The sequence below is a fragment of the Pseudomonas sp. ICMP 561 genome, assembly GCF_002699985.1.
In the GTDB taxonomy this organism is placed as follows: domain Bacteria; phylum Pseudomonadota; class Gammaproteobacteria; order Pseudomonadales; family Pseudomonadaceae; genus Aquipseudomonas; species Aquipseudomonas quasicaspiana.
The window spans coordinates 200835-213979 of sequence record NZ_LKBT01000056.1; the positions used below are offsets into that span (position 1 = coordinate 200835).

At 57.5% G+C, this 13145-nt stretch carries 11 protein-coding genes; 10 read left to right on the top strand and 1 reads right to left on the bottom strand.

Annotated elements, in window-relative coordinates:
- Positions 1-357 precede the first annotated feature (357 nt).
- The 7 genes from AO242_RS24760 to AO242_RS24790 all read left to right on the top strand — a co-directional run bounded on the left by AO242_RS24760 (position 358) and on the right by AO242_RS24790 (position 8682).
- Entirely contained in the window at positions 358-1449 is a 1092-nt protein-coding gene (locus tag AO242_RS24760; protein ID WP_099270772.1) for a BMP family ABC transporter substrate-binding protein, read from the top strand.
- Complete coding sequence (locus AO242_RS24765) at positions 1446-2960, top strand: ABC transporter ATP-binding protein (protein ID WP_099270773.1); 1515 nt, start codon at positions 1446-1448, stop codon at positions 2958-2960. Before AO242_RS24760 ends, AO242_RS24765 begins: the two co-directional genes overlap by 4 nt.
- Positions 2953-4074: an ABC transporter permease gene (locus AO242_RS24770; protein WP_099270774.1), complete on the top strand. Its 1122-nt coding sequence runs from the start codon at positions 2953-2955 to the stop codon at positions 4072-4074. Before AO242_RS24765 ends, AO242_RS24770 begins: the two co-directional genes overlap by 8 nt.
- Positions 4074-5012, top strand: a complete 939-nt coding sequence (locus AO242_RS24775) for an ABC transporter permease (protein WP_099270775.1) — start codon at positions 4074-4076, stop codon at positions 5010-5012. The genes AO242_RS24770 and AO242_RS24775 overlap by 1 nt, the downstream gene beginning before the upstream one ends.
- A gap of 130 nt (positions 5013-5142) precedes the next feature.
- Positions 5143-5634 (top strand): GAF domain-containing protein, encoded by a 492-nt coding sequence (locus tag AO242_RS24780; RefSeq protein WP_231667092.1) that lies wholly within the window; start codon positions 5143-5145, stop codon positions 5632-5634.
- A 230-nt stretch (positions 5635-5864) separates the two neighbouring features.
- Positions 5865-7763: a HAMP domain-containing methyl-accepting chemotaxis protein gene (locus tag AO242_RS24785; protein ID WP_099270776.1), complete on the top strand. Its 1899-nt coding sequence runs from the start codon at positions 5865-5867 to the stop codon at positions 7761-7763.
- Positions 7764-7992: 229 nt separating this feature from the next.
- A complete protein-coding gene (locus AO242_RS24790) occupies positions 7993-8682 on the top strand; it encodes a dihydrofolate reductase family protein (protein WP_099270777.1) in 690 nt (229 codons plus the stop codon).
- A gap of 300 nt (positions 8683-8982) precedes the next feature.
- On the opposite strand, the gene pobA is transcribed toward AO242_RS24790, so the two are convergent.
- Positions 8983-10167 carry a 4-hydroxybenzoate 3-monooxygenase gene (pobA, locus tag AO242_RS24795; protein WP_099270778.1) on the bottom strand — a complete coding sequence of 395 codons (1185 nt, stop codon included), beginning with the start codon at positions 10165-10167 and terminating at the stop codon, positions 8983-8985.
- A gap of 121 nt (positions 10168-10288) precedes the next feature.
- Between pobA and AO242_RS24800 the strand changes: the two genes are divergently transcribed.
- From AO242_RS24800 to pcaH, 3 genes are all read left to right on the top strand, one after another.
- The gene (locus AO242_RS24800; RefSeq protein ID WP_099270779.1) at positions 10289-11161 is read left to right on the top strand and encodes a helix-turn-helix domain-containing protein; all 873 of its coding nucleotides are present in this window, start codon (positions 10289-10291) and stop codon (positions 11159-11161) included.
- Between the two features lie 212 nt (positions 11162-11373).
- Positions 11374-12303, top strand: coding sequence for a pca operon transcription factor PcaQ (gene pcaQ / locus AO242_RS24805; protein ID WP_027898126.1), 930 nt, complete (start codon positions 11374-11376; stop codon positions 12301-12303).
- 110 nt (positions 12304-12413) lie between these two features.
- Positions 12414-13133 carry a protocatechuate 3,4-dioxygenase subunit beta gene (gene pcaH / locus AO242_RS24810; RefSeq protein ID WP_027898127.1) on the top strand — a complete coding sequence of 240 codons (720 nt, stop codon included), beginning with the start codon at positions 12414-12416 and terminating at the stop codon, positions 13131-13133.
- Positions 13134-13145: the final 12 nt, after the last annotated feature.

The window sequence follows — 13145 nt, forward strand, 5'->3', positions numbered from 1 at the left end:
TTTATAGCGTGATTCGCATCGTATTTGATGCAAAAAGATTTTGATAGCTTTTCTTTACGGCGTGATCAGGTTCCGATTTGCGATCGACATGATCTGCGATCAATCGACTTCAGCCCGTTCAACCCTTGATCCGTCCACAGCCCCCATGCCCGCTTTTCGTGCTCGTCCCGCCCAAACCAAGTGCTCTGCTTCGGACCATTTGATCTGTTTCTACACCCCTGAAACGCTAACCAACTGAAACCTATCGTTATTCAAAGACTGGCACAGTTACTGCTATCCCCTGAGCAGCTGTCCGGTCGGAGATTCTGATCGGCCGAGCCTTATCCCGCTGCTGGCCTACCATCAGGATGATCAACAATGCTCAACAGATTTCTTAAGCGAACCTTGGGTGCTGCAATATTGCTGGGTCTGGCACACGGCGCATCGGCAGAGGGCTTGACCCTGGAGAAGCCGGCGAAGATCGCCATGGTCTATATCAGCCCACGCAATGATGGTGGCTGGACTCAGGCGTTCGATGAGTCGCGGGTCAAGCTGGAGAAGGAGCTGGGCACCAAAATCCAGTACGTGGAAAGCGTGCCGGAAAATGCTGCGGCCATTACCCCGGTGGTTGATCGACTGATTGCCCGGGGGGCGAACGTCATTATCGGCACCGCGTTTGGCTACTCCGATACCTTCCTCGATCTAGCGAAGAAGTACCCGAAGATCGCTTTCCTCAACGGCTCCGGCACGACCAATGCGCCAAATCTGGAATCCTTCTACGGCCGTACTTACGAAAGTCAGTACCTGTGCGGCATGGCGGCGGGCGCAGCCTCGAAGACTGGCAAGCTGGGCTTTGTCGCCGCTAACCCGTTCGGTCAGGTCAACTGGACCGTCAACGCCTTTGCACTGGGCGCGCAGCAGATCAACCCGAATGCCACGGTCAACGTAATTTACACCGGCGCCTGGAATGACCCTGTCAAAGAGCGCGCGGCTGCCATGGCCCTGATCGATAACGGCGCCGACGTGATCGGCCAACACGTGGACAGTCCAACACCGCAAATCGTCGCCCAGGAGCGCGGCGTGCTGGGTACCGGCCACCACCGTGACTTGAGTGAGTTCGCCCCCAAGGCCACCGTTTGTTCTTCGGCCTGGGTCTGGGATCGCTTTCTGGCTCCTGAGCTGAAGAAAATTATTGCCGGTAACTGGGTGCCCGATCCAAAAGGCGCACTGCTGTCCATGGAGCAAGGCGGCACAGACATTACGCTGACAGCGGGCGAGCATATTTCTGCGGAGAACAAGCAAAAGATCGAGGCCGCTCGCGACGAGTTGATGAAGGGGCAGAGGATCATTTACAGCGGCCCGATGAGTGATCGCGATGGCAAGGAGCGAATCGCGGCGGGCAAGAGCATGCCTGATGCCGACTTGTGGAAGATGGACTGGTTCGTCAAAGGCGTGGCTTCTCAGCAATGAGTCAGGCGAACGCGATCCAGCTCACCGGCATCAGTAAATCCTTCGACGGTTTCAAGGCTTTGACTGACGCGCACTTCACCGGCAAATGGGGGGAAGTGCATGCGCTGCTTGGCGAAAACGGTGCGGGCAAATCATCGCTGATGAACATCGCCGCCGGTTTGTATGCACCGGAGAGCGGGTCGCTGTTGATTGATGACAACCCGGTACGGCTCAGCGGCCCCAAGGACGCGAGCCGTTACCATATCGGTATGGTCCATCAGCATTTCAAGCTGGTGCGACCTTTCACTGTTGCGCAGAACATTCTGCTCGGCCTGCCCGATGCCGTGGGGCAGGGCAGCTACAGCAAACGTCTGCAAACACTTGAAAAGCAGATCAGCGCCAAGGCTCAGGAGCTGGGCTTTGCCATTGATCCGCGTCAGACCATCGAAAACCTTTCGATTGCCGAGCAGCAACGGGTGGAGATTCTCAAAGTGCTGTTGGCGGGTGCGCGGATCCTGATTCTCGACGAGCCCACCGCTGTGCTGACCGATCAGGAAGCCGAGCGCTTGCTGGCGACCGTGCAGTCCTTTGCACGGCAGGGCGCGGCGGTGATTCTGGTGACGCACAAAATGTCTGACGTCAAACGCTATGCCGACCGGGTAACGGTGATGCGTGGCGGTCGAACCGTGGAAACCCTTGATCCGCAAAGCGTATCGGTCGAGCAATTGGTGCGCTTGACGGTGGGTGAATCGCAGACCGTTGCCGAGCATCCGCAAGCCCCGGCGGGCGAGGCAAAACTTGTGGTGCGCAATCTGCGTTCTGTAGCGGGTCAGGGACCGTTGGCTGGCGTCGATATGACCCTGCATGCCGGGCAAATTTATGGCATTGCCGGGGTGGGTGGTAACGGCCAGAGTGAGTTGGCCAACGCCTTGATGGGCCTGCCTCAAGCGGTAGAGGGCGAAATGCTGCTGCAGGGTTTTGGCGATTTGTGCGGCGCATCTGCCGAGCAACGTCGGGACTTGCGCATTGCGTCGATTCCCGCCGACCGCTACGGCGCAGCGTTGGCAGGCTCGCTGTCGGTGGCCGAGAACTTTGCTATCGGGCAGATCCACAGCGGTCGTTACGGCTCTTTTTTTCGCCTGCGCAACAAGCGCATGGATGAGGATGCCAGCGCCGCCATCAGCGCTTTCGACGTGCAGGGCGTTCGCTCCCTGCAGCAGAAAGCCGCGCTGCTGTCCGGTGGTAATGCGCAAAAACTGGTAATCGCCCGGGAATTCAGCCGCGACCCGCAACTGGTGCTGGTACACAGTCCCAGTCGGGGGCTGGATGCCAAGGCGACCGCTGCGGTGCACGGTCGTTTGCGGGCCGCGAGGGACGCGGGAGCGGCGGTGTTGGTGATCAGTGAAGACCTCGATGAGGTGCTGATGCTGGCCGACCGTATCGGAGTCATGAACAGCGGCCGGATCGTCGCAGAATTCGAACGCCCGGCGGATCGCCAGGCGATAGGCAAGGCCATGGTGAGTCATGACTGAAGTGACACTGCAATCCTCGACTCAAAAGCCTGCACGGCGTCAGCCACTGCTTTCGCGCCGCTATGCGCTGGAAATTCGTCAACAGTTGGCCTGGTACTGGCAAGCATTGGTGATTGCCCTGGCATTGGTGGTTGGCCTGGCCATCTCGGCGGCAATTCTGGTGGGCGCAGGTGTTCCGGCAGAAGAACTGCTCAATGAGTTTGTCGTGCTGACCGTGCTGGACCCGCAGAACTTCAAAGCGGTGTTGTTTCAGGCGGCGCCAATGATTCTGGTGGGGCTGGCCGGGTGCATGGCGTTTCGTGCGCGATTCTGGAACCTGGGGCTGGAAGGCCAGATGATCTGGGGCGGCATTGGCGCGACCGCTATCTCGTTGTTCGAAGTCGGCCCGCCGTCGATTCGGCTGCCGTTGATGTTGGCGGCGGCAATGATCTGCGGCGTGCTCTGGACCCTCGCGCCCGTGCTGCTCAAGCTACGCCTCAAGGTCAACGAAATTATCTCGACCCTGATGCTCAACTACATCGCCGCCAATTTTCTTCTGCATCTGCTTTACGGCAACTGGAAAGACCCTCGTGACAACTTTCCATATTCCCCGGCATTCCGAAGCTTCGAGCGCTTGCCGGATCTGCTCGATGGCTACAACGCGGCGATTGTGCTGGCAATCATAGTCACTGTTTTCGCGCTGTGGTTTATCGGTATTTCCCGGGCGGGCCTGTACCTGCGTTTCGTTGATGCCAATCCGCGCGTGGCTGATGCCGTCGGCGTGCCGGTGCGCAAAATGATCATCGGCACGGTGCTGCTTTCCGGGGCACTGGCCGGGATTGCCGGATTTATCGTCACCGCCGGGCAGGAAGGCCGCCTGACTCAGTCGTTCTATCAGGGCTATGGGTTTTCCGGAATTCTGATTGCCTTCCTGGCGCGCAATAACCCTGTTGCGGCCACCATCGTCGCTTTATTGGTCGCGCTGTTATTCGTGGCCGGACGCAGTTTGCAGGTGTTCTACCAGATCCCGTTTTCCATGGTGCAGTTGATCCAGGCCATTCTGGTGATCTGTGTGGCCTCGTCAGACTTTTTCATTCGTCATCGCATGCGACTGATTCAAAGGGGAGAGCAGTGATGGACATGATTGCCAACTGGCTGGGCAATTCCCCTGACTTTGCTGTGCCATTCGCACTGGCGGCGCTGGGCCTGATTCTGACCGAGCGTGCCGGGGTTCTAGCGCTGGGGGCCGAAGGCTTGATGCTGGTTGGCGCGCTGGCGGCGATCGGCGCCCAACTAAGCTTCAGCACGCCAATGATCTCGCTGATCATGGCCATGCTCGCTGCCAGTGTGGTGTCGCTGTTGTTCGCGCTGATGGTGTTGGTGATGCGTATCAACCAGGTCATCGCCGGGCTTGCACTGGTGTTTTTCTGTCAGGGACTGACCGGATTGCTTGGCACCTTGCTTGAATGGACCAACCAACCTGTAACCGGGCTGGCCGCAGTGGCACTTTGGCCACTTTCCGGGTTGCCGCTTATCGGAAAGATTTTTGTACAAAACCCGCTGGTTTACCTGACTCCGCTTATTTTTCTGGGTGTCGTCTGGTTTCTTTATCGCAGTAATGCCGGCCTGCGCTTGCGAGCGGTTGGCGAAAATCCTCAGGCGGCGGATGCGGCGGGCATATCTGTTCTGGGTTACCGACTGGCTGCGATTCTGGCGGGCGCAGCGTTGATCGGCCTGGCAGGCGGCTATATTTCGGTGCTCAGCACCAAGATGTGGATCGCCGACATGACCGGCGGACGTGGCTGGATTGCGGTGTCGCTGGTGATTTTTGCCCGCTGGTCGCCTTGGCGCGCCCTTGCCGGTGCCATTCTTTTCGGCTGCATCGAGGCGCTGATCCCACAGTTGGCGTCCACCGGCATTCGCCTGCCGCAATACTTCGTGCTGATGACGCCTTATGCCGTCACGCTGATGGTCATGATCTGGGTGGCAATGGATAAAAACGCAAAGGCAGCGGGCTCAGGCAATCAGCCGGGAGCGTTGGGCGAAGCGTTCATTCGTGAGGAGCGACGCTGAGGCGGGCAGGGTGCGGCATCACAGGCAGTTGCCGGGCAGGGGACTGCCAACGTAGGATGCGCAACCGCCTGGCGTTTTGTGAAGGAGCTCACTTTTACGTCCGGACTCCGAACCATACGAGTACACATACGTGACAGCCATCCAATTGACTGATGCTGAAGTCGCAGCGATCGCCGAGGTCGAAGCGACTTCCAATATTTTGCGCCTGATGACGCGACTGACGTCGCTGCGTTTTGCGGCCATTGCCCGGGTCACCGACCAGCGCTGGATTGCCTGCGCTGTCCACGATGAAATTCAGTTTGGCGTCACCCCAGGCGATGAGCTGGACGTCGAAGCGACCATCTGCAAGGAAATTCGTCAGCATCACGCCGCCGTGGTGATTTCAAAAGTCAGTGAGGACCCGCGTTTCGTGAACCATCCTGTGCCCAAACAGTATGGTTTCGAAAGCTATGTGTCGTTGCCGATCATCCTGGCTGACGGGGCATTTTTCGGCACGCTTTGCGCCCTTGATCCATTGCCTGCCAGGCTGGATGATCCGGATTTGATTCAGACGCTGGAAATCTTTGCCCGCTTGATCGGCGTCACGCTCGACCTGCAGACGCGGGTTGCTGCGGCAGCGTAGAAATATTTCGTAATAAATACCCGTACACCCGTCTATCCCCGCTATATCCCCGCAAAACACGATTTTGTGCCGGTAGCACCTGCTAACCGGCCGTCTGTCATTTGAAGCTTATTTTATCCAGTGCTGAAACGTTTATCATGGAGTGATGTCATTTTGATGTCGCGCAAAATGGATGCGCATCCAAGAGAGCAGGGCCGCCCTCATCAACCTCATCATTCCCGGACGGTTCCATGCTCACAGCGATTAACACAACACTGGCGAATATCAGTGTCAAAGCAAAACTTTCACTAGGCTTCGCTCTGGTGCTGATCCTCACGTGTTTAATCGCTTTTACCGGCTGGTCCGGTCTACAGTCGTTGACCGAGCGTGGCAACAAGGTGGCATCTATCGCCACGCTCAATGAGCAGGCGCGCGACCTGCGCATCGCCCGACTGAGCTACATGCTCAACCCGGATGCCGAACGTGCCGCTGCGGTCACCAGCTACATCACCAAGCTGGAAAACCAGACCCGCGAGATGAAAACCTTTTTTGTTACCGGTGCCAGCCTTGGCCTGATTGGCGAAGTCAGTGACTCTGTGACGGTTTACAAAACCCATTTCAACGATTTCGTTCAGGCAACCCAAAGTCGTGAAGCGGCGCGCGGCTCGATCAGCGCTCAGGTTGATACGATGATCGCTGAGCTGGAAAAAATTCAGGATCAGGCGGGTGAGGCGGACCCTCAGGCCCGGGCCATGACCGCGCAGAATCGCCTCATTCAACAGGCACGCTCTCACGCCCAGACTTACACCTACAGCACCAAGCCTGAATACCTGCAACCAGCACTCACCGCTGTGGATGCCGCACGGAACAACCTGAAAAACCTCAATCAGGCTTCACCTCAAGCCATTCAGGGCATTGATCAGGCGCTGGTCGCCTTTCGGGCTGCGATCGGGCAGTTCAGCGAAAGCGTGACCAAGGCCCAGCAGGCGCAGATTGCCTTGACGGATGACGTGACCCGCTTGCTGGAAGCCAGCAAGAAAATGACTGCCAATCAGATCGTGCTGCGCACCAACGACGTGAATGACGCCAATATGTTTCTGGCAGGCGCAACCATCGCCGCGTTGTTGTTCGGCATTCTGGCTGCCTGGGTTATCACTCGTCTGATCGTCGGCCCGCTGATGGAAACCCTGCGCAACGCCGAGTTCGTCGCCAGCGGTGACCTGAGCCACAACATGGCGGTGACTCGCAAAGACGAGCTGGGCCAGTTGCAAACCAGCATGCAGCGCATGACCGTGGGGCTGCGTGATCTGATTGGCGGTATCAGTGATGGCGTAGTGCAGATCGCCAGTGCTGCCGAGCAACTGTCGGCGGTGACTGAGCAAACCAGCGCGGGCGTTAATAGTCAGAAGGTGGAAACCGATCAGGTCGCCACGGCCATGAACGAAATGACCGCTACGGTGCAGGAAGTCGCCCGCAACGCCGAAGAAGCTTCCGAAGCCGCCATCAACGCCAGCCGCGAAGCGAAGCAGGGCGATGAAGTGGTGACCCAGGCCATGCAACAGATTGGTCGACTGGCTGAAGAAGTGAGCCACTCCACCGTCGCCATGAACGATCTGAAAAGCGAAAGCGACAAGATCGGTAGCGTGCTGGACGTGATCAAGTCGGTGGCGCAGCAAACCAACCTGCTGGCTCTCAACGCTGCCATTGAAGCGGCACGTGCCGGTGAAGCCGGTCGTGGTTTTGCGGTGGTAGCCGACGAAGTCCGCAGCCTGGCGCAACGTACCCAAACCTCCACCGAAGAGATCGAAGGCCTGATCACCGGGTTGCACACTGGTACTCAGCGTGTTGCGACGATTCTGGAAAACAGCCGCTCGCTGACCGACAGCAGCGTAGAGCTGACTCAACGTGCCGCTACCTCTCTGGTGAGCATCACACGTTCGGTTTCATCCATCGAGCTGATGAATCAGCAGATCGCCGCAGCAGCCGAACAGCAAACGGCCGTGGCCGACGAAATCAACCGCAGCGTGCTCAATGTCCGGGATATTTCCGAGCAGACCTCCGCCGCCAGTGAAGAGACTGCAGCGTCCAGCGTTGAGCTGGCGCGGTTGGGTGTGCACCTGCAAAGCATGGTGGGCAAGTTCAAGCTTTGATGGGGAGGCTGTGCAGAGTTGTAGGACTGGCTTTAGCCGGGAGAGCGGTATTTCTGTCGAAGGAAATCCAGCGAATGTTCTGAAGTCCTCCCGGCTAAAGCCGGTCCTACAGGATCGCGATCCGCCGGGTTGCATTCAGACCAGCTGTGTAAATCGAACTATCCCCAAACGCTGCGGGTCGGTAATACAACGCCATTGTCTGGCGAAGTCACCTGCCCGGAGCACTACCATGAAGCCTTATGTCATCTGCCACATGATGTCCTCCCTGGACGGCCACGCCCTGACTGATGGCTGGGAGCGGCCTTTCAAGAATGCCGCTGGCGATCTCTATGAGGAGCTGGCAAAGACGTTCAATTTCGATGCCTGGATCTGCGGCCGCGTGACCATGCAGGAAATCTCTCACGGCGACGATTACCCTCGTGGGCTGGCCAAATCCCCGGTGCCACGTACCCATCATTTCGCTGACCGCAATGCAGAAACTTACGCCATCTCCATCGATCCACACGGCAAAGTAGCCTGGAAGAGCAACCAGGCGCTGGGTTCCCATGTGGTCGAAGTGGTCAGCGAATCCGTGGAAGACGATTACCTTGCGTATCTGCAATCCATCAATGTGTCCTACATTTTTGGCGGCAAGACTGACATCGACCTGAATAAAGTTGTCGACATCCTCGCCAGCGAACTGGGCCGCAAGCGTCTGATTGTCGAAGGCGGACCCCATGTCAGCGGCTCGTTCCTGAATGCCGGGCTGGTGGACGAAGTCAGCGTTTTGCTGCTGCCATTGATCGACGGCAGAGGCGAGCATCCAGCCTCCTTTGAGGTATCGACCGAGGCCTGGAAGCAACCGGCTTATCTGAAACTGGTGTCTGCCGAGGTTCAGGAAGAGGGCGGGGTCTGGTTGCGGTACAAGATGCGGGCTTAAAGGTCAGCTAAATTTCCCTGTAGGTGCTCGTGAGCTCCTACAGGTTTCTGGTTTGTAGTACAGATTTTGCATTGCCAATCAGAGGCACTTATGCCTCCCTGAATCCACTTCACAAAACCAGACAAAAGTTGTCCACGAAAAGTGGGGGTATGTCTGTGGATAACATTGCCAAAGCCATATGGGCTGCGGTTTTTGGCCAATGATCACGAAATGAACAGCCACAAAAATACTGATTTTCCCTTGATTTTCAGTTGCTTTGCGGTGCAGCGCGCTACATCGGGCCGTTCAAAGCGTCCCGGTTCAGTGGATATCCTCGAATGGCAGGCCCACATAATTTTCCGCGATGCTGCGACGGCCAGCGTCGGAACCAACGAAGTAATCCAGTTCGGTTTGTTGCAGACGCTGGCTGAACGAGTCGTTATCGGGAAAGCGATGCAGCATTGAGGTCATCCACCAGGAAAACCGCTCGGCTTTCCACACCCGACGCAGGCAAATTTCCGAATAACGTTGCAACAGATCGGTGCGGCCCTCGCGATAAACCTTGAGCAGGATGCGATACAGCGTATTGACGTCGCTGGCCGCCAGGTTCAAACCCTTGGCCCCAGTGGGCGGTACGATATGCGCGGCGTCACCCAGCAGAAACAGTCGGCCATACTGCATCGGTTCAACCACGAAGCTGCGCAGCGGGGCGATGCTCTTTTCAATTGATGGGCCAGTGACCAGGCGATTGGCGACATCCGCGGGCAGACGGTGCTTGAGTTCATCCCAGAACCGCTCATCCGGCCAATTCTCGATCTTCTCCCCTGCGTCCACCTGGACGTAATACCGGGTACGTGTGGGCGAGCGCATGCTGCACAGGGCAAAACCGCGTTCGTGGCGAGCGTAGATCAGCTCTTCGCTGACGGGCGGGGTGTCCGCCAGTACGCCAAGCCAGCCAAACGGATAAACCCGTTCGAATACCTCGACTGCTTCAGCAGGGATCGATTGCCGCGAGACGCCATGAAATCCGTCGCACCCGGCGATGTATTCACAATCCAGACGGATGCTCTGTCCCTCGTGCCCGAAGGTCAGATAAGGGGCATCGGTTTTCATATCATGAGGTACAACGTTGCTGGCATCGAAGAAACTGACGGCGCCCGCTGCGTCCCGCGCTTGCAGCAGGTCTCGGGTGACCTCAGTCTGGCCGTAGACCGTGACGTGCTTGCCCCCGGTCAGGCCATGCAGATCGATACGTTCGGTGCGCCCGTCGAAAGCCAGCTGGAAACCGTCATGGGGCAGGCCTTCGCTGTCCAGACGCTGGCTGACGCCAGCCTCGCGCAGGAGGTCGACGGTGCCTTGTTCAAGCACGCCAGCGCGGATTCGGGAGAGGATATGCTCGGGATTTTTGCGTTCGACGATGACGTTGTCGATACCGGCCCGCTGGAGCAATTGACCGAGTAAAAGGCCGGACGGCCCGCAGCCAATAATGGCGATCTGGGTTTTCATGGCAGAACCTTTTTATATGTTGTTTTTATCTGTCCTGTATTTTTAGTGGCTGTTATCCGAAGAAGAAGACATTATTCGCTGCATTTTCTGGACTTTTCATAACTCGTGGATGGGGGCAAACATGCGTGGTCCAGCGGCTGAAAGTGTCCCGGTCTTCAAGCTCTACGGCGAAACCACGCTCTGGCCGACTCCCGACCTGTTGCATTGCGAATCGATACCAGAGCGCAGCGAGCTCCACGGTTGGGAAATACAAACCCACTCCCATAGCGACCTTGTGCAGTTGCTTTATGTGCAATCCGGGCAGGCCACCCTGCATGTCGAAGGTGTCACCCGTCAGGTGGAAAGCGCTACGTTGCAGGTGATTCCGGCGTTGAGCGTGCATCGCTTCAGTTTTGCCCCGGACATTCAGGGTTTCATCCTTAGCCTGGCGCAGCCGTTGGCGGAACAATTGAATGCGTCGCTGGCGTCTTTACCGTTGAACGTCGCCCACTGTTATGGCGTGAACAGTGAAGAGCGCAAGCAGCTGGATCCGTTGTTTACTGCGATCAGTGAAGAGTATGCGCAGCATAAATCCGGACGGGACTCCATGCTCCATGCGCTGATTACCATGCTGTCGATCTGGCTGGATCGGCGCAGCAGCGCGCTGTCTTCATCCGTGATGGCTTCCCATGAAAAAGGACGTGAACATTTGCAGGCATTTACCCGGTTGGTGGGCGAGCAGTTCCGCCAGCACTGTTCTATCGAACACTACGCTGAACAACTGAATATCAGCTCAGCCTGGCTGAACAGTCTGTGTCGACGGCTGACCGATCAGTCGGCTTTGCAGATCATCAATCAACGTCTGCTGCTGGAAGCCAAACGCGATCTGGTTTACACCACCCTGACTATCAATCAGATTTCGGACCGGTTGGGGTTTTCCGAGCCTGCTTACTTTTCCCGATTCTTCAAACGCTGCACCGGCCAGTCGCCCAGGCAGTTTCGGGGGCAGCGGTAATAGTCGGCAGTCTTATCAAGCACACTGCAATCATTTGAACTGGAAATGCGTTTTCTGTAGGAGCTGCCGAAGGCTGCGAAGCCTTTATCCTGAGCCAGCGCCATCGCAGCCTTCGGCAGCTCCTACAGGGGCAATGTTGGCCGCACCAATGGACACTCAGGCCGCTCGTTGGTATCACCATTAATGGATTCAAATGTAAGGCGACCACCGAATTGAACATTGATACCCGAATCAAATTCCGTCATCTGGTGTGTTTCCTAGAGGTGGCCCGGCAGGGCAGTCTGGCGCGGGCTTCGGATCAGTTGGCGATCAGCCAGCCAGCGCTTTCCAAAACCCTCAAGGAGCTGGAAACCCTGCTCGAAACCCAGCTGTTTGTGCGCAGTAAAAGCGGCGCAGCGCTGACCGAGGCGGGTGTGGCATTTCTGCGATTCGCCGGGCCCAGTGTGCAGTCGCTGCGCGAAGGGGTGAACAGCCTGCGTTCCGGCGAGCATGAACCGGTGACCGCGCGGCTCGGCGTTTTATCGACGGTGGAAAGCCTGCTGGTCCCGGAAGTGGTGCGTCGGCTGCATGAGCGTCATCCAGCGCTGATCGTCAGTGTCATGACGGGCCCCAGCGCCTATCTGCTCTCGCAGTTGCGGGTCGGTGAACTGGATCTGGTGGTCGGGCGCATGACCGACAGTCCGCAGATTCAGGGCCTGACCTTCGAGCACCTCTACAGCGAATCCATGACCCTGGTCGTCCGGCGCGATCACCCGTTGCTGGAGGGCAAGTTGCGCCGTGAAAGCCTGGAAAATTACCCCATGGTTCTGCCCTTGGCAGGCACAACTATTCGAAAATTTGCCGACAGCCTGTTCGTGCAATGCGGAATCAGCCCGCCACGCCAGCGTCTGGAAACCCTGTCGCTGACCTTGAGCCGCCGTTACGTGCAATGCAGCGACGCGATCTGGATCGCGCCGTTCGATGCCGTTCAGCAGGATTTGCACGCCGGTGAGCTGCACGAACTGGAGCTGGGCATTCGAGAACCTGGTGGCTCGGTGGGCATTTGCAGCAATCCGGCACTGCCTTTGTCGAGAGCGGCGCAGTGGTGTGTCGATGTCTTGCAGGAAGTAGGCAAAGCATATGGTCAAACGGAGCATCCATAACCATTTGGTTATGGATGTGTTTGATTTATTCAGTTCAGGTTTTGGGTAAGTCGGGAGAAACTGCGTAACATCAACAAACACTCCTCATTATAAAAACCAGGGAGAACCGCATGTCTGATGCGAGCAGCAGCCGTTTCGTCGTCCGTGACCGAAACTGGCACCCCAAAGCGTTGACCCCCGATTACAAGACCTCGATCCTGCGCTCCCCGCGACAGGCCCTTGTGAGTATTCCGCAATCGGTCTCCGAAGCCACCGGCCCGGACTTTTCCCACCTCAAATTTGGCGAGCACGACAACGACCTGTTGCTGAACTTCAACAACGGTGGTCTGCCGATTGGCGAGCGTATTATTCTGGCCGGGCGGGTGTGTGACCAATACGGCAAGCCGATTCCACACACACTGGTCGAGATCTGGCAGGCCAACGCGGGTGGCCGTTATCGCCACAAACGCGATGCTTATCTGGCGCCCATCGATCCGAACTTCGGCGGCGTGGGTCGGGCTCTGACTGATCGCGATGGCAACTACAGTTTCCGCACTGTCAAACCTGGTCCTTACCCGTGGCGCAACGGTCCCAATGACTGGCGTCCGGCGCATATTCATGTGTCGATCAGCGGTCCGTCGATTGCGACACGCTTGATCACCCAGTTGTATTTCGAAGGCGATCCGCTGATCCCGCTGTGCCCGATCGTCAAGTCGATTGCCAATCCGGATGCGGTGCAAAGTCTGATTGCCCGGCTCGACATGGGCATGGCCAATCCGATGGACAGCCTGGCTTATCGCTTTGATATCGTCCTGCGCGGTCAGCGCGCTACGCACTTCGAAAATCGCTAAGGAGCTAATGAC

Bases quoted from the DNA above. Each gene is read 5' to 3' on its own strand.
- AO242_RS24760 (WP_099270772.1), top strand. From the start codon at position 358: ATGCTCAACAGATTTCTTAAGCGAACCTTGGGTGCTGCAATATTGCTG.
- AO242_RS24765 (WP_099270773.1), top strand. From the start codon at position 1,446: ATGAGTCAGGCGAACGCGATCCAGCTCACCGGCATCAGTAAATCCTTC.
- AO242_RS24770 (WP_099270774.1), top strand. From the start codon at position 2,953: ATGACTGAAGTGACACTGCAATCCTCGACTCAAAAGCCTGCACGGCGT.
- AO242_RS24775 (WP_099270775.1), top strand. From the start codon at position 4,074: ATGGACATGATTGCCAACTGGCTGGGCAATTCCCCTGACTTTGCTGTG.
- AO242_RS24785 (WP_099270776.1), top strand. From the start codon at position 5,865: ATGCTCACAGCGATTAACACAACACTGGCGAATATCAGTGTCAAAGCA.
- AO242_RS24790 (WP_099270777.1), top strand. From the start codon at position 7,993: ATGAAGCCTTATGTCATCTGCCACATGATGTCCTCCCTGGACGGCCAC.
- pobA (WP_099270778.1), bottom strand. From the start codon at position 10,167: ATGAAAACCCAGATCGCCATTATTGGCTGCGGGCCGTCCGGCCTTTTA.
- AO242_RS24800 (WP_099270779.1), top strand. From the start codon at position 10,289: ATGCGTGGTCCAGCGGCTGAAAGTGTCCCGGTCTTCAAGCTCTACGGC.
- pcaH (WP_027898127.1), top strand. From the start codon at position 12,414: ATGTCTGATGCGAGCAGCAGCCGTTTCGTCGTCCGTGACCGAAACTGG.